Origin of the sequence: Burkholderia sp. AU30198 (genome assembly GCF_020419825.1) — a bacterium.
GTDB lineage: Bacteria > Pseudomonadota > Gammaproteobacteria > Burkholderiales > Burkholderiaceae > Burkholderia.
In genome coordinates, this window is record NZ_JAIZSA010000005.1 from 317556 (window position 1) to 334233 (window position 16678).

General features: G+C 63.3%; 16 protein-coding genes. 6 read left to right on the forward strand and 10 right to left on the reverse strand.

What is annotated here, in order from left to right:
- Window positions 1-8: 8 nt before the first annotated feature.
- Both LGN19_RS14545 and LGN19_RS14550 read right to left on the reverse strand, forming a co-directional pair.
- The gene (locus tag LGN19_RS14545) at window positions 9-614 is read right to left on the reverse strand and encodes an FMN-dependent NADH-azoreductase (protein ID WP_226215448.1); all 606 of its coding nucleotides are present in this window, start codon (window positions 612-614) and stop codon (window positions 9-11) included.
- 21 nt (window positions 615-635) lie between these two features.
- Window positions 636-1214, reverse strand: a complete 579-nt coding sequence (locus tag LGN19_RS14550; RefSeq protein ID WP_226215450.1) for a YceI family protein — start codon at window positions 1212-1214, stop codon at window positions 636-638.
- A 117-nt stretch (window positions 1215-1331) separates the two neighbouring features.
- Here LGN19_RS14550 and LGN19_RS14555 point away from each other — a divergent pair, with 117 nt between their 5' ends.
- The 5 genes from LGN19_RS14555 to proP all read left to right on the forward strand — a co-directional run bounded on the left by LGN19_RS14555 (window position 1332) and on the right by proP (window position 6535).
- Complete coding sequence (locus tag LGN19_RS14555) at window positions 1332-2255, forward strand: LysR family transcriptional regulator (protein WP_226215451.1); 924 nt, start codon at window positions 1332-1334, stop codon at window positions 2253-2255.
- A 187-nt stretch (window positions 2256-2442) separates the two neighbouring features.
- Window positions 2443-3117 (forward strand): Crp/Fnr family transcriptional regulator, encoded by a 675-nt coding sequence (locus tag LGN19_RS14560; protein ID WP_164462883.1) that lies wholly within the window; start codon window positions 2443-2445, stop codon window positions 3115-3117.
- Between the two features lie 96 nt (window positions 3118-3213).
- Window positions 3214-3630: a RidA family protein gene (locus LGN19_RS14565; RefSeq protein WP_226215453.1), complete on the forward strand. Its 417-nt coding sequence runs from the start codon at window positions 3214-3216 to the stop codon at window positions 3628-3630.
- A 36-nt stretch (window positions 3631-3666) separates the two neighbouring features.
- On the forward strand, window positions 3667-4698 hold the full coding sequence (locus tag LGN19_RS14570) for a 4-hydroxyphenylpyruvate dioxygenase family protein (RefSeq protein WP_226215455.1): 1032 nt from the start codon (window positions 3667-3669) through the stop codon (window positions 4696-4698).
- Window positions 4699-5065: 367 nt separating this feature from the next.
- Window positions 5066-6535 (forward strand): glycine betaine/L-proline transporter ProP, encoded by a 1470-nt coding sequence (gene proP / locus LGN19_RS14575; RefSeq protein WP_226215457.1) that lies wholly within the window; start codon window positions 5066-5068, stop codon window positions 6533-6535.
- Window positions 6536-6678: 143 nt separating this feature from the next.
- Here proP and LGN19_RS14580 read toward each other — a convergent pair whose 3' ends face one another.
- From LGN19_RS14580 to LGN19_RS14605, 6 genes are all read right to left on the reverse strand, one after another.
- A complete protein-coding gene (locus LGN19_RS14580) occupies window positions 6679-8031 on the reverse strand; it encodes a TRAP transporter large permease (RefSeq protein WP_059241306.1) in 1353 nt (450 codons plus the stop codon).
- Window positions 8032-8035: 4 nt separating this feature from the next.
- Entirely contained in the window at window positions 8036-8611 is a 576-nt protein-coding gene (locus LGN19_RS14585) for a TRAP transporter small permease (RefSeq protein ID WP_122949973.1), read from the reverse strand.
- Window positions 8608-9594 carry a TRAP transporter substrate-binding protein gene (locus tag LGN19_RS14590; RefSeq protein WP_122949974.1) on the reverse strand — a complete coding sequence of 329 codons (987 nt, stop codon included), beginning with the start codon at window positions 9592-9594 and terminating at the stop codon, window positions 8608-8610. Before LGN19_RS14590 ends, LGN19_RS14585 begins: the two co-directional genes overlap by 4 nt.
- Before the next feature lie 863 nt (window positions 9595-10457).
- Window positions 10458-12050 carry an AAA family ATPase gene (locus tag LGN19_RS14595; protein ID WP_226215459.1) on the reverse strand — a complete coding sequence of 531 codons (1593 nt, stop codon included), beginning with the start codon at window positions 12048-12050 and terminating at the stop codon, window positions 10458-10460.
- A 319-nt stretch (window positions 12051-12369) separates the two neighbouring features.
- Complete coding sequence (locus tag LGN19_RS14600; RefSeq protein ID WP_226215461.1) at window positions 12370-13455, reverse strand: helix-turn-helix transcriptional regulator; 1086 nt, start codon at window positions 13453-13455, stop codon at window positions 12370-12372.
- 57 nt (window positions 13456-13512) lie between these two features.
- Window positions 13513-13692, reverse strand: coding sequence for a hypothetical protein (locus LGN19_RS14605; protein ID WP_226215468.1), 180 nt, complete (start codon window positions 13690-13692; stop codon window positions 13513-13515).
- A gap of 201 nt (window positions 13693-13893) precedes the next feature.
- Here LGN19_RS14605 and LGN19_RS14610 point away from each other — a divergent pair, with 201 nt between their 5' ends.
- Window positions 13894-15015, forward strand: coding sequence for a histidinol-phosphate transaminase (locus LGN19_RS14610; protein WP_226215470.1), 1122 nt, complete (start codon window positions 13894-13896; stop codon window positions 15013-15015).
- Window positions 15016-15086: 71 nt separating this feature from the next.
- Here LGN19_RS14610 and LGN19_RS14615 read toward each other — a convergent pair whose 3' ends face one another.
- Together LGN19_RS14615 and LGN19_RS14620 are read right to left on the reverse strand one after the other, a co-directional pair.
- On the reverse strand, window positions 15087-15338 hold the full coding sequence (locus LGN19_RS14615) for a hypothetical protein (protein WP_174957715.1): 252 nt from the start codon (window positions 15336-15338) through the stop codon (window positions 15087-15089).
- Window positions 15339-16124: 786 nt separating this feature from the next.
- Window positions 16125-16613 (reverse strand): RidA family protein, encoded by a 489-nt coding sequence (locus tag LGN19_RS14620; protein WP_226215471.1) that lies wholly within the window; start codon window positions 16611-16613, stop codon window positions 16125-16127.
- Window positions 16614-16678 lie beyond the last annotated feature (65 nt).

Here is a 16678-nt window from a genome sequence, read left to right on the forward strand (position 1 = left end):
ACGTGGCGTCAGGCCGCGAGTGCAGCCGCCGCTTCCTTCGCCGATGCAATCGCGCCGCTGCGCGTGTCCTGCCCCATCGCGACGCCTTCCGCACGGATGAACGTGATGTCCGTGATGCCCAGGAAACCGAACGCCGCTTTCAGATAGGTTTCCTGATGATCGAACGCCGCGGCAGGCGACCCTTCGCTGTACACGCCGCCGCGCGACGACGCAACGACCAGCTTCTTGCCGCCGCACAACCCGACCGCCCCGTTCTCGCCGTAACGAAACGTCGTGCCGGCGACCGAGATACGGTCGATCCACGCCTTCAGTTGCGACGCGATGCCGAAGTTGTACATCGGCGCGCCGATCACCACGATGTCCGCAGCGAGAAAGTCGTCGAGCGCGCGCTGGCCGATCTCGACGTCCGCCTTCAACGCGTCGCCGATCGGAGCGCCTTGCGCGGCGGCCAGGTGTTCCGCCGTCAGATGACCGATCGGGGTGGCGGCGAGATCGAGACGCGTCACCGTGAGGCCCGGATCGCGGGCGCGGAAGGTCGCGACGGCCTCGGCCGACAGTTCACGGCTGACGGAGCCTTGGCCGAGGATGCTGGAATCGATATGGAGCAGTTTCATGCGTGTGTTCTCCGAACGGGATTACTGTTTGAGCGCTTCGGCCGTGATCAGCAGCTTCGTCTTCATCCTGAAGCCGTACTGCTTGCCATAGTCGAGGCCGAAATCGTCGCGGCTGAATTCGCCGACCGCGTCGACGCCGCACACTTCACGCTTGAGCATCGGGTGCGGCATGCACTTGAACGAATCGATCTTCAGCGTCACCGGCTTCGTGACGCCATGCATCGTCAGGTTGCCGACCACCGACACCGGCTTGTCGCCGTCGAACTTGATCGTGCCCTTGTAGTTCGCCTGCGGGAACTTGGACACGTCGAAAAACTCGGCCGTCTGCAGATGCTCGTCGAGCTTCGCGCTGCCGGTGTGGATCGACGCGATGTCGGTCGTCACGTCGACCGTACCCGTCTTCGCCGCGCGGTCGAGCGTCACAGTGCCGCTCGACTTGTCGAACTTGCCGCGCCAGACCGACAGGCCGCCCATGTGGTCGGCCTCGAAGCTCGGATACGTGTGGCTCGGGTCGAACTGGTAGGTCACGCTTTCGGCAAAGGCCGAGTACGACAGCAACGCTGCCAGCGCGCCCGCAGCGATCATCAGATGCTTCCTCAACGTTTTCTCCTTGGAACATGAATCGTCGTCTGTAGCGTGAGAGCAGTATGGAGATGGACGCTGCTTTACACTAGACGGATAAATAGGATTTGATTAATCCATTTTTGGAGGAATCCGATGCTCGATCTGAATGATCTCGCGCTGTTCGTCCAGGTCGTGCGCGCCGGCAGTTTCTCGGAGGCCGCGCGCCGCCTGCGCATGCCGGCCAATACGCTGAGCCGGCGCATCGACCAGCTCGAAGGGCAGCTCGGCACGCGCCTGCTGCATCGCTCGACCCGCAAGCTCGCGCCAAGCACCGAAGGGCAAGCACTGTTCGAGCGCTATGCGCCGGCGCTCGACCGGATCTTCGAGATCGAGCGGCTGCATGCGGATGGGCAGGAACCGTCCGGCACCGTGCGCGTGACGGCGATGGCCGGCCTGTTCGAAATTTTCCGGCTGGAATGGCTGGCCGAGTTCTATGTGCGCTACCCGCAGATCAGCATCGACTTCCTGCTCGACGACACGCCGTCCGACCTGATCGGCGAGCGCATCGACCTGGCCTTGCGCATGGGGATCGAGACCGGCGGCAGCTTCCGCGTGCGACGGATTGCACCGGGCACGATGATCCTCGCCGCCAGCCCTGCGTACCTCGAACGACGCGGTGCGCCGCGCACGCCGCGCGAACTGGCCGACCACGACTGCCTGACGGTGTCCGGCCGCCAGGGCCGCAGCATGTGGCGCCTGCAGGGGCCGCGCGGCACCCAGGAAATCTCGATCGACAGCCGCTTCTCGGTCAACGACATGCGCGTGGTGGTACAGGCCTGCATCGCCGGTCTCGGGGTCGCGCTGCTGCCGCAGTTGCTCGCCGAACCTGCCATCGAGCAGGGCAAGCTCGTGCGCGTGCTGCCTGCCTATCGACGTTCGAGCAGCGACCTGGGGCTGCAACTCGTCTATACGAGCCGCCCGCCGTTGCCGCCCGCTGTCACGGTGTTTGCCGATTTCCTGCTGGAGAAACTGGGCGAAGCGATGCCCGGGCAGTCGAAGCGCCCTGCCGACCGATGACGTTGCCTTGTCGCGGCAAACGGGATGTCGGCAATCGGACACTGCGGTGCGCCGCGTCGCGTCGGGCAGCGGCGCCGGACTTGCAAACGTCGAGCCGCGATTCGCACCGTGCCTGCTTCTCCGGAAACGCGCCCCGGCGTACGATGAGCGGCGCAGGCGCCACCGCCTGCACCACCCGGACACCTGCATGAAATCACATCACCCGCTCACGACCGAAACATGGCGCATGGACGACGCCACGGCCGCCACCTGGATCGGCGCGGCCCACCTCGGTCGCCGCAAAAAGTATGACAAGGGCGCCACGATCTACCGGCAGGGCGAGCCGGGCACCACGTTCTACTTCCTGCTGTCGGGCCGCGTACAGGTTTCGATCTTCCAGCGCGACGGTGCCGAATTCATTCTCGAAGTCATGGGGCGCTGGTCGATGTTCGGCGAGAGCCCGGCGGTCGACGGCCACCCGCGGATCGCCACGGCGATCACGGTCGAGGATGCCGAGCTGCTCGAATTCGACATCCGCGCGATCGAGGACGCGATACCGTCGTCGCCCGAGCTCGCGATGGCGCTGCTGCGCGTGATCGCGCTCAAGCAGCGCATCCTGGCCTCGCGCATCCAGTACCTGGCCCTCCCCAAACCGGACATGCGCATCGGCGAACTGCTCGGCAGGCTGTCGGATCTCTATGGCGAACCGCACGACGGCCGCACGCTGATCACGATCCCGCTCACGCACGAGCAGATCGCCGCGATGACGGGCGCCACGCGCGTGACCGTCACACGCGCGCTGAAACGGCTCGTCGACCTCGGAGCGATCGAGATCCGGCAGCGGCGCATCTGGGTGACGGATGCGTCCCGGCTGCTCGGCTGATTTGTAAACGCCTATACAGACTTCCCTTCGGGGCGCCGGTAAAGTCCGCGCATCGGCTGTCCGCTGGAGGACGCCCCACCTCGTGAAGGAGAAGTCATGAACGGCATCGAACGGCTGCGCCTCCCGGAAGACGATCCGACGTTCGGCGGCAATCGCATCTTCGACCTGTTTCAGTATTCGCCGGCCGTCACCGCCAACGGCCTCGTGTTCATCGCCGGGCAGGTCGGCCTGTGCGCCGACGGTTCGATCCCGGCGTCGCCCGTCGAGCAGATCGACGCGGCGTTCCGGCGCGTCGAAGAGATCCTCGCGCATCTCGGCCTGGATTTCTCGGATGTCGTCGAACTGGTGTCCTATCACGTCGATATCGGCACGCACCTTGCCGACTTTCGCACGGTGAAGGCGCAATACATGCGCGCCGACTTTCCCGCCTGGACGATCCTCGGCGTCGCCGCGCTGGCACGACCTGAATTCATTGTCGAGATCAAGATCGTCGCAGCGACCCGCAACGCGTGACGCCCATTGCGCGTACATGACAATCAGGAGTTCGATATGAATCACCCGGTCAAGACTGACGGATTCGCGTTCGTCGAGTTCGTTTCATCCGCGCCCACCGAACTGGTCGACCTGCTCGAACGCTTCGGCTTTCGTGTCTCCGGACGATCGCGACACGACATGGTCCTGATGACGCAAGGCGCTGCCACGTTCGTCGTGAACGGCAACCCGAATGCGTTCCGGGATCGACATGGCGCGTCCGTGCGGGCGATCGCGATTCGCGTCGACGACGCGCGCCGCGCACAGGAGCAAGCGCTGGCAGGCGGCGCCCGCGTCGCGCGGCCTGAATCCGAAGGGGCATTCGTCGTCGATACGCCGACCATTCTGGGTATCGGCGACAGCCTCGTGTATTTCGTCGACACCGATATCCGCGACGTGTTCAGCCTGCCGGTCGATCCGCATCGCGCACCGGCAGGCGACGCGCGCATCGTCGCCATCGATCACACGTCGAACATCGTTCAACCGGAGAACCTCGACCGCTGGGCGGATTTTTACCGCGACACCTTCGGTTTCGACGAACGGCAATACCTGGAAGTGAAGGGTCGCGCGACCGGCATGCGTGCGCGCTCGATGGTCAGCCCGTGCGGACGCGTGTCGATTCCGGTCGCGGCCGCCGCGCACGACCAGCCCGGCGTGCTGAACCAGAACGACGAGTTCATTCGCGACTACGGCGGAGAAGGCATCCAGCATATCGCGCTGCTGAGCGCCGATATCGACGCGACGCTCGACAGTCTCGCCGCGGCCGGCATCGCGTTCATGGCCGCGCCTTCGCCGCACTACTACGCCGGCATCGATGCGCGGCTGCCCGGACACGGCCTCGACGTGGAACGGCTGGCCACGCGCGGCATTCTCGTCGACGGGAAAGGACCGGGGCACATCCTGCTCCAGCGCTTCACGCGGCGCCAGATCGGCCCCGTGTTCTTCGAGATCATCGAGCGGCGCGGCGAGGACGGGTTCGGCGAAGGCAATTTCAAGGCGCTGTTCGAATCGCAGGAGCAGGATCAGCAGGAGCGCAGCAAGCCGCAATGAAAGCGGGCCACGGACCGTTGCTTCGCGGCATCCGCAAGCACCCCGCGCCCCGCCATGCCTGACGCGCGCAAGCAGAATCCGTCGCGACACGGCGTTTCACGCCCCATGCGCCGCCCCGCTTCAACGCCACCTGCCCCACTCGAACCCGTGTCGTTTACAACCCGGTTCCGGGCGCATGACCGATAGTCGGGCGCGCCCGTTTCTCTAAACTGGTTCCCACAACAAACCTGCCCGGTGTCGCCCGCAGCGCGCGTCACTTCACCGACATCGAGGCGCCCCGAGACATCCGCCTTCGCTGTCCATCGGCCCGCACGACTCCACTGCACACCCGCCCGGCCGGCTGCCAAGGCAATTCCAGGAGAGTTCATTGAGCCCGTCGCAAGCGCACCCCGCGAAAGCCCGGTCTTCGCGCAAGTCCGTCAAGCTGGATGACATCACGATCGTCGACCCTGCCGTCCTCAAGCGCGCGGTCGGCGCAATGGCGTTCGGCAACGCGATGGAATGGTTCGACTTCGGCGTCTACAGCTACATCGCCGTCACGCTCGGCAAGGTGTTCTTCCCGTCCAGCAGCCCGTCCGCGCAGCTGCTCGCGACCTTCGGCACGTTCGCGGCCGCATTCCTCGTGCGCCCGCTCGGCGGCATGGTGTTCGGCCCGCTCGGCGACCGCATCGGCCGCCAGCGCGTGCTCGCCGCCACGATGATCATGATGGCCGTCGGCACCTTTGCGATCGGCCTGATCCCCAGCTACGCGTCGATCGGCATCATGGCGCCCGTGCTGCTGCTCGTCGCGCGTCTCGTGCAGGGCTTCTCGACCGGCGGCGAATACGGCGGCGCGGCCACCTTCATCGCCGAATTCTCGACCGACAGGCGCCGCGGCTTCATGGGCAGCTTTCTCGAGTTCGGCACGCTGATCGGCTATACGCTCGGCGCGGCCACCGTCGCACTGCTCACGGCGACGCTGTCGCAGGAAGCGCTGCTGTCGTGGGGCTGGCGCGTGCCGTTCTTCATCGCCGGCCCGCTCGGCCTGGTGGGCCTCTATATCCGGCTGAAACTCGAGGAAACGCCGGCCTTCAAGAAGGAAGCCGAAGCACGCGAAGCGGACGAACGCGCGCGGCCGAAGCAACGCTTCGCGACGCTGCTCGTCGAGCAATGGAAGCCGCTGCTGCAATGCGTCGGCCTCGTGCTGATCTTCAACGTGACCGACTACATGGCACTGTCGTACCTGCCGAGCTACCTGTCGGCGACGCTGCATTTCCGCGAGTCGCACGGCCTGTTCATGGTGCTGCTCGTGATGGTGCTGATGATGCCGATGACGCTCTATACCGGCCACCTGTCGGACAAGGTCGGCCGCAAGCCGGTCATGATGGCCGGCTGCGTGGGCCTGCTCGTGCTGGCGGTGCCGGCGCTGATGCTGATCCGCACCGGCGGCATGCTGCCCGTGTTCGGCGGAATGCTGATCTACGGCGTGCTGCTGTCGACGTTCACCGGTGTGATGCCGTCGGCACTGCCCGCGCTGTTCCCCACGCGCATCCGCTACGGCGCGCTTGCGATCGGCTTCAACGTATCGGTGTCGCTGTTCGGCGGCACGACGCCGCTCGTCACCGCGTGGCTGGTCGACCGCACCGGCGACCTGATGATGCCCGCGTACTACCTGATGGGCGCATCGTTCATCGGCATCGTGTCGGTGCTCGCGCTGCGCGAGACGGCACGCCAGCCGCTGCCCGGCTCCTCGCCGTGCGTGGCCAGCCGCGCAGAGGCGCTGAGCCTGATCCGCGGGGAATCGGGCGACGCACGCGGCCGCGATCGCAAGCTCGCCGCACTCGGCGAACGCGCGTAGCGCGACGTACGGCTGCTCGTCAGTACGCGTCGTGCAACACGGTCGAGCGTCGGTACGAGGTAAAGGGCACCGCGGAAACGACCGCGGCGCCGGACAACCTCGGTCGTCCGGCGCCGCGACGGGCGAAACACGCGATCGGAGAATCAGAACACCGCGTGCCCGCTGATCAGGCTCGGCAGCCAGGTCGAGAAGAACGGCAGGTACGTGACGATGTTGATCGCACTGAAGATCGCGAGATAGTACGGCCACGCCATCTTCGTGGTCTCGCCGATCGACACGTTGCCGATCGCGCAACCGACGAACTGCACCGAGCCGATCGGCGGGTGTACGAGGCCAAGCGAGCAGTTCAGCAGCAGCATGATCCCGAACTGAACCGGCCCGACGCCGCACGCCATCGCGATCGGCAGGAACAGCGGCGTCGTGATCAGGATGTGCGCGGCCATGTCGACGAACGTGCCGAGGAATACCTGGATGATGTTGATGTACAGCAGCATCAGCCACGGCGCGGCGGTCGACTGCTTCAGCAGCCCTTCGATCGCATCCGGAATCTCCAGGTACGACATCTGGAAGCGCAGCATGTTGGACACCGCGATCAGCAGCAGCACGACGCCCGTCGTGCGCGCCGCATGCGACAGCGCGCGGCGCAGCTTCTCGGCCGTCAGCGTGCGGTAGACCACCGCGGTCAGCACGAGCGAGTACACGACGGCGATCGCGGCGGCTTCGGTCGCGGTCGCAATCCCCTTCGCGACGCACACGAGGATGATCGCGATCACCATCAGCCCGGGCACCGCACCGACGAAGCTGCGCAGCACCGCATACCAGCCGGGAAACGCGGGCAGCGCCGACGAACCGTCTTCCCGGCGCGGATAGCCGTGACGCACGGCCTGCCAGTACGCGGCGGCGAGCACGAAGCCCATCACCCACAACACCGGCAGCAGCCCCGAGAACAGCAGGTCGCCGATCGACACGCCGCTCACCGGCTGGCCGTGCAGCATGCCGGTGATGCCCTGCGCGGCGAACGCATAGATGATCATGTTGGTCGACGTCGGCATCAGCGCACCGGCGAGCGATGCATGCGTCGTCACGTTCACTGCATACGCGGCGCTGTAGCCTTCGCGCTTCATCAGCGGAATCACCACGCCGCCCATCGCCGACGTATCGGCGGTCGGCGAGCCCGACACGCCGCCGAACAACGTACAGGCGACGACGTTCGCCATCCCGAGGCCGCCGCGGAAGTGGCCGACGGTCGCCTGCGCGAAGCGCAGGATCCGGTCCGCGATGCCGCCGTGCAGCATCAGTTCGCCGGAGAAGATGAAGAACGGCACCGCGAGGAACGAGAACGCATTCATCCCCGAAATCATGGCCTGCATCGCGGTCGCGATCGGCAGGCCTTCGACCATATAGGTCAACACGCAGGCTATCCCGAGCGCGAACGACACGGGCACGCCGAGCACGAGGAAAATCAGAAAACTGACGGACAGGATCGCGAGTTCCATGGCGTTATTGTCCCGGCGAAGAACGACGAAGCGCGAGCAGGTGCTCGAGCGAGAAGAGGATGATGGCGATCGCCGCCGGCATCGCAATCAGGTAGCGCACGCCTTCGGGCAGCCCGATGATCGGAATGCGGTCGCCCATCGTTTCGGCGGCCATGCTGCCGCAGCCGACCATGATCATGATCGCGAACGCGATCAGGCTCAGGTGCTGGATCGCGATCACCACCGTGCGCGATTTCGGCGGCAGCCGGCGCACGAGCGAATCGAGGCCGATATGGCCGCCGTCGCGCACCTTCATCGCCGCCCCGAACATCGCGATCACGATCACGAGCAGCAGCGCGATCGGCTCGACGAAATCCGGTGCGTTCTCGAACACGTAGCGCATCACGACCGCGTAGAACACCAGCACCGTCAGCACCGCGAGGCACGCCGACGCGATCACGGCCAGCACGCGGAACAGCACGTCGTTCACGCAGCGCAGCAGCGGCGCGGCATGCGGCCGCGCCGGCGCCGTGCCTTCCGGGGCGCCGCCGCCGGGCGCTCCCGCAGCCGACGCGCCGTTCAGGGAAGTGGGACGTGTCACTTGGTGGCCTCGATCTCGTCGACGATCTGCTTCATCTGCGGCGTCTTCTCGTACTTCGTCCACAGCGGCTGCATCGCCTTCACGAACGCCGCGCGGTCGATCTGCGCGGCCGGCAGGATCTTCGCGCCGCCCTTCGCCACCGTCTGCTGCGCGGACGCTTCACGCGCGGTCCACAGCTTCTGGTAGTACGGCACCGAATCGGCCGCCGCCTTCCTGATCGCGGCCTGCTCCTGCGGCGACAGCGTGTCCCAGACCTTCTTCGAGAACACCAGCACTTCCGGCGTCATCGCGTGCTGCGTCTCCGAGTAATCGGGCGCCACTTCGTAGTGCTTCGTTTCCTCGTACGACGGCATGTTGTTTTCCGCAGCATCGACGAGGCCCGTCTTCAGGCCCGTGTACACCTCGGCGAACGGCATCGGCGTCGGCGTGCCGCCCATCGCCTTGATCTCGTCGACCATCAGGTCCGACGGTTGCACGCGCACCTTCAGCCCTTTCATGTCGGCCGGCGAGCGCACCGGGCGCTTCGCGTAGATCGAGCGTGCGCCGCTCTCGTAGAACGTCAGCGCGATCATCCCCTTCGCGGTGAATGCGTCGAGGATCTTCTGGCCGGCCGGGCCGTACATCGCCTTGCGGAAATGGTCGACGTCGCGGAACAGGAACGGGAACGACGGGATCAGCGATTCCGGCACGATCTCGTTGAACGATGCGCCGTTCACGCGCGCCATGTCGATCGCGCCGATCCGCACCTGGTCGACCGTGTCCTTCTCGGAGCCGAGCGCGCTGTTGCCGAACACCTTGATCGAATCCTTGCCGCCGGTCTGCTTCGACAGCTCGTCGCCCATGAACTTCACGGCCATGTTGGTCGGGAAGTTGTCGCCATGCACGTCCGCCGAGCGGAACACGCGCGCCTGGGCGGACATCGCGAAACCGGCCATCAGCGCGACGGCCAGGGCAATACGGGAGCGGTTGAATCGGTGCTTCATCGTCAGTCTCCTTGATGGTTGTGCTCGCTGTTGCGTGGCGATCCGCCAGCATGCGCATTCTTTGGCGCCGTGCTCGCTGACCGCAGAGTCATACGTCGTATGACGTGTTGACGCGAATGTACGTCGGTTAATCGTTTAACTCACTTGGTGCATACCCGTAGAGCCACTGCCATGACGGGTTTTAGGCAAATTTCGGGGAATCGTGTTCTCTGTTTAGGTGAATTTATGCGAAACGTTTTCCAGAAGCGCGTCCGCGCTCAAGCCGGGCGGCCAGTCGGCCGCTTCCGTCGGAACCGGAAATCAAACTTTCGCTTCGTTTTCAATTGTCGTAGGATGACTGATCACGATGCCGGCATGTCGGCGCAGTGTAATGAGTACACGCCGGCGCCGCGCGCCGCTTGCGGCACGACCTGGAAGGAACGAAAGGGAATCCGGGTAGCGGCAGGCGTCCACGCCTGCCCGCCGTAGGGCGCCGGAGTACGTGCGACTGGCGCCACGGCTTTGCGACTCTGCGCGACTAAGTTACTGCAACTGCCCTACACAATGTCGACAACACCCCGTGATGTCGCCGTCCGGATTCATACGGCATAGGTCGCATGTTCGCGTACGACGTACGGCGCACGGCTGGCACCATGCTTTTCCGACTTTCGACCAAGTCGATGTAACCGGCTTGGCTCGCAACTCCGACGGCGGCTGCCGGCCACAACCGGTCGGTGGAGGCGACTCCGGAGCTGACCTTCCGATGTCCGCTCCACATCAAATTTCAGATCCCCACTCGTCTCAATTGCTCCGCCGCACCAGTGTCTCGTCCCGCCTCACGCAGTGCGGCATTCGCGCCGGTCGAATCGATTATCTCTAGCTTTCTACGCGAACGGGCTAGGCACTATCGATTCCATCACTGTGCGAAGCTCGTCAGAATTAGCCAATGCTTTAATCACGGCGCGCTCATATTGTTCGTATCCAGAAAATCCTAGTTTTCGGGCAATAACCTGCGGTGCACCCGTTGCTTTTATTTTGTACCGTCGAGCAATCTCAAGCCAATTTCCTTCTGCCTTTAGCTTCTCAAGCTCTGCGTGAGCTGCCGAAACTAAACCAGGACCGTTTACCATAACAGCTTCGGTCGCCACGCTTGAAAACGTCGTTTCATCCAGCAGAGAGCGCAAATGCCTTTCTCGATAACTTCGATATGCAGTCATCTTGGCCAGATGCAGAGTGTCTTTTATGGCTTCAACCGCCGCTTTCTCAACCTCGTTTTCCGAAATTTCTTCTGCCGATTCTCTCAGCATGCTAGCAATTATCTTCGGGTGGTAATAAACAGATTCAACGGCGTAGACATCGAGCACCGAAACCCCTTTTTCCCGAAGAGAGGCTGAGTCATCTCGGTTATCACCATCAACAAGTCCACGACTTTCCATGCGGTGAAGCTGGGGGACAACGTTCAGTCCGGCAATGGCGTCGCAAACATCGCGACACGTACCAACGGGCACGATCGTTATACCTTTAAAAATCTGCTGGTAAAGTGGCCGGTCGCGGCTTGCCTCCGTCCCTTCTACAAACAGTACTTTCTCCCGCGCTCCGTATACTGCGTCGGATAGAGGCGCGGGTAACGCGCCAGGATCAGCAATCAATTCGGCTTGCCATACGTGTTGGCCGAAGTATTGGTACAAAATCACAACACTTGCGCCAACATCGTCGCGTGGCAAGGATAAATCGTGTGTTGCGATTACCCAGCTCAAATCGGGTCGGATCTCCCGCAGGTATTGCATAAGCGGAGAAGAAATTGAACGATGTAAATGTCGCTCCGGTTCGTCGACAATGACGACTGCATTATTGTCGCCTAGGATAACCTCTGCAGCGAGTATAAGTGCGGCGCGCTCGCCGTCTGACATATCTCTAACGCCAAACTCGCCTTCATAGCCATCCTTTCTGACTATGAGTGTCGAATCTTTGTTCCAATCAACTTTAAGCGATATCGACGTGCGCCGTAGTGCATCATTAAGTAGTACGGTCGGTTCATTCGCCTCAATTCTCGCCAATTCGCCTACTCGGCCATCTCGATGCGCTTGGCGATAAACGCGATTCGTATCATCGCTTGCAGATTTAAGCTTGAATAAAAGCGCATTAAGGCGATCTGCATTGTTGTGGTAAGCCTTCTCGACTCTGCTTAATTCATTTGAAATAACATTTTTTGCCCAGTTTGAGCGTAGCAGAGCGTCCTGGGCAGAAAGAGAAACGGCGGAAGAAGCAAAAACAACCTCGCGGTTTCCGGCGATAAATACTGTAGACCCAGAATTCCTCGCCCAATGATAAAGAAGACTTGATTTCCCCGACCCATTCCGTCCCAAGACATAAAGAGTCTCGCCCTTTCCTAGTGGTATGCTAAGCGTGCCGCCGTCCTTTTGAGGGATAGCTCCGATGAATTTCCGCTCGCTTTCGATGTTTTTGTTTCCAGACATGGGACCCCGCTTCAAATGAGCTTCGAAATTAGTGCCTAGTGTGCCATCGTGCCAACGACGGCGGAAGAGCGCACGACGGCGTCCGATTCTCCATCGAAAACAGACATAGATTCACTGGTTGCAGCTAAGACCCTTTCGGGTCGGCTGCGGTCACCCGGGCACAACGAAATGCCACTACGCTGGCGCCGCAGTAAACCAATCGCCCGACCTCCAACGCACCGCCCCAGCACCAGTGGCGCAACTGGACGTAAGCCGCTGCTTTTCCGCACACACCGCTGCCGATACTCTGGCGCCCTACGCCCGCGCCCGCCCCGCGCCGTCACGTCTGCATGACCAGCGACGTCAGTTGCGCCGCGCGCGCCACGGCCGTCTTCGCGTAGATCGACTTGATCTGCGAGCGGATCGTGCCGATCGACACGCCGCGCAACCCGGCGCATTCCTGCGGCGACAGCCCGTCGCAGCACAGCAGCACGGCGAGATCGGCCTCGGCCGACGACAACCCGTAGAACACGCGCAATCGCTGCGCGCGGGCCGACGGCAAACGCAGGTCCGCGGCCGTCATCAGCGTCGCGACGCCCGGCCGCTCGCGCATCAGCCGCGATTGCTCGGGCACCGGCATCAGCGCCAGCGGCAGCGGCTCGCCATTCACGCGCCGCAACAACAGCCCGCCGCGCGCGTGAGCGTGCCGCCAGTGCGCATCGTCGATGCAGCCTTCCGGCGCGAATCGCCCGTTCACGATCCGCAGCGCCGGCTCCGCCGCGATCAGTTGATCGGCCGCGTGATTTGTATAGCGCAGTTCGCGCTGCGCGCCGAGCAGGAACACCGGCACCGGAATCGCATCGAGCGCCGATTCGGCGGCAGCCACACGCGCCTCGAGCTCGCCGATCCGCGCCTGGATCTGCAGCGCGCGGCTGATATGCGTTCCCATGCTTTCGATCGCACGGCGCTGATCGTCGGAAAGGCCTTGCGATTCGGGGCCGCTCTGGACGCTGAGGAATGCGCCGGAACCCTCGTTGCGATGGATGTACAGGCCCGAGATGCTGCCGAGCCCGTAAGGGTGAAGGAATTCCTGATAGAACGCGCTGTGCGCGCGCTGCTGCGCAGGCAGGTGCTTGACGTCCTCGAACCAGCGGCCCGCCGGCCAGTTGCCGGCGACCGGCACGACCGGGTCGTACCGATAGAACTCGGTGTTATAGGTGTGGTAACACGCGGCGACCCATGACGCGTCGTCGCCCGCCGCCTGCTCGATCGCCGGCACCCTCGCCGCGTCGTCGAAAGACAGCAGCGTGACCATGCGCACGCCGACCCACGAGCGCAGCCCGTCCAGCACCGTTTCCCATCGTTGATCGCCCAGTGCCGCAGCGTAGACGTCATCGATCCATGCCGATGGAATCAATCCGTTCATTGGCATCTGGCCACCCCGCGCCGTGCGTTTTTGTCGAACGTCTTTCTTCTGCGCATCTTAGTCAATCGGCGCCAACGTTTGAATCACTCGTTCGCGTTTGATCGAAATACCACGTTTGTTACCGTTTATCGTCAGACTTAATCGCCGTTTTTCCGGCTTTCCCCACGCCATTGCATCGGGCGCGCGCGGTGCCGCCAGCTTTTCATCCGGATCAGGGTATGCCATGATGCGGCGCATGACGATTCGAAACACCACGACCTCGCTGCACCATCACCACGGACGCCCTTTGTTGCGCCGTGGCTCGTTTCGCATCTAGCAATTGCATCGGGTAAATGCCCGATCAAGACGACAACCAAGGCGCCTCCGGCGCCTTTTTTGTTTTCTGCCGCCTTAAAAACCTGCTGCGCCGATCAATCGATACCGTACGGAGTGTTTTCAATGCAACCACCCTGGAAAGCCGTTGCCCTGTCGGATTTACCGCTTCGCGAGGATCTCAAGTTGCAGCACGCGTACGGGGCACCGCAACTCGATGTGCCGGTGTGCCTGAACGTCAACGAGAATCCGTATCCGCCGTCGCCCGCGCTCGTCGAGCGCATCGCGACCGCGGTGGCCGACGCCGCGCGCGCGGCGAACCGCTATCCCGATCGCGACTTTGCCGAACTGCGATCGCATCTGGCTGCGTACCTGACGCACGACACCGGCGTGACGATCGACGCATCGCGCGTCTGGGCGGCCAACGGCTCGAATGAAGTGATCCAGCAGATTCTGCAGGCATTCGGCGGCCCGGGGCGCTCGGCGCTGGTCTTTACGCCCGCGTATCCGATGTATGACGAATACTGCCGCACGACGTTCACGCGCCTGCATACGTTGCCGCGCACCGAGGATTTCGCGCTGGATCTGGATCAGGCGCTCGACCGTATCCGCGCGCACCAGCCGAGCGTGGTGCTACTGACGTCGCCGAACAACCCGACCGGAACCGCGCTGCCGATCGACGATATCCGCGCGATACTCGACGTCGCGCCGGGCGTGGTCATCGTCGACGAAGCTTATGCGGAGTTCCGGCGTCACGGCGTCCCCAGCGCGGCGACGCTGCTGCCGAACCATCCGCGGCTCGTGGTCACCCGCACGTTGAGCAAGGCGTTCAAGTTCGCGGGCGGCCGCGTCGGGTATTGCGCGTGCGCGCCTGCGATCGTCGACGCGCTGAAGCTGGTTCGATTGCCCTATCACCTGTCCGCCTTCACCCAGGCGGCGGCCTGCGCGGCGCTGGTCGCGCGTGACGAGATGCTGTCGCAGGTCGAGACGATCAAGGCCGAGCGCGATTCGACCGTCGGCTGGCTGCGTGCCCTGGGCCTCACGGTGGCCGATTCCGATGCCAACTTCGTGATGTTCGGCGAGTTTGCGGACCGGCACCGGATCTGGAGCGGACTCCTGCGCCACGGCGTCCTGATTCGCGAGTCGGGCCCGCCAGCGTATCTTCGCGTGTCCATCGGCACCGCCGCAGAGATGGCCGCGTTCCGTGCGGCGCTGCTCGACGTGATGGCGCCCGCATCACCTGGATAAGCGACCGGCCATCCGGTCGACGACGCGATGGCTCGATGGCGCGCGTGCCGGCGCCGTATCCGACGATGTACTTACTTCATCGTCGCGAACCGCATTTCCATTGCGTCGATCTTCGCGAGCACCGCTTCGCTGAGCTTTCTGACGTGGCGCGGCACGTCGGGCGCCGACAGCAGCTCCTCGATTCGCCCGCGCCAGTAGCTCGGATGCCGCACACGCCCCGCGCCCGACATCGACACATCGTCGGCGTATGCCTCGCTGTCCAGGAGAGCGACCATTCTCTGAATGTGAGAGAGCTCTCGTTCTGCATAGTCTCGTGCCAGCATATTGATTGAAATTCCCCGAAATACGACAGCAGGCCTTCCGTCATCAACGCGCCATCGTGTTGCGATGCAAACGACTCACCGCACACGTCGAACGTCATCGTACGCAGAAGCTGTGTCAGTCAACCTCGCGGGCATGGGTTGAGTTCGACACGGAATGGCGGGCCCGTCCATTTGTTCTGATGACATCCGGCCCCGATGCCCTGCGGTCAATCGTAGGCTTATCGTCGGGCAATGGCATCTCCCAAAATGGGGATGCCGGTTGATATTGGTGGGGAGGTGGTTTCCGGTAATTGCGGGGAGTCGGGAATAGTCCGGCAGACATGCGGTTGCCGGCCGGTGACAAATTCGCGATCGGCTGACGACTTGAAAGGCGCGCAGCTGACACAGCGCCGCCGGGCAGACCGGAGGCGAGGATCGACTGCGTGCCCGGGCGCAGTGCACCGCCCTATGCGCAACGACTACGGATGCGAACAAGCAGCGCCGTGCGCCGCATGCGTCGGTCACGGTAACGTACGCGCTCTGCTCGATGAGCCAGCACGCGAGATCGCCTGGACACGGGTCGAACGTCAGCGCGGCCCACCTGCCCAATCCGACGCGCGCATTCATGTTGCAGGTATCGCATAGCACCTGAAGCTTTGCGAGATGCTTTTCGTCGAGCGGCGCTTCGAATTCCCTCGGTGGCAATTTCTTTTTTTCGGCATCGCGGGGCTCCGCCGCCAATGCCAATGCATCGGTTTCCCGAGTGCTTCGCGGAACTACGCATCCGCGACATGCCGCCCACGGAAGTCAATTACCGGTATCGCCGTGCTTCAGCCCGAAAATGAAATCCGCTTCAACCGATGCGCCCTTGGGCAATTGCAGCACGCCGACCGACGTACGCGTATGAATACCGGCGTCCCCAAGCACCGCATACAAAATGTCCGATGCGCCGTCGGCAATTTCGCTTTGCATCGTGAAGCCGGGCGCGCTTCGCACATACACGGTGATGCGTGGCACCGTCGCTATCGCGTCGAGCGTGCCGCAGTGCTTTCTGATCAGCGAGAGCGCACGCAGCGTCGATACGCCGGCGGCCCGACGGCCTTCGTCGAGCGAAACGGATTCCCCCACCACACCCACGAAATGCACCGCTTCGCCGATCCGCGGAATCTGGCCGGCAATGTAGGCCGTACGCCCATCGACGAGAACAGGCGTGTACTTTCCGCCGATCCTGATTTCCTCGTCCGGATCGAATCCGAATTCGGCCGCGACCTGTATCAGCTTATCGTCTCTGTTCATTAGTGAATTCCCCGATACTTCATAAAAATGTAAAGACCCATTAAGTCTCGGCTGCTTGTTTTCGA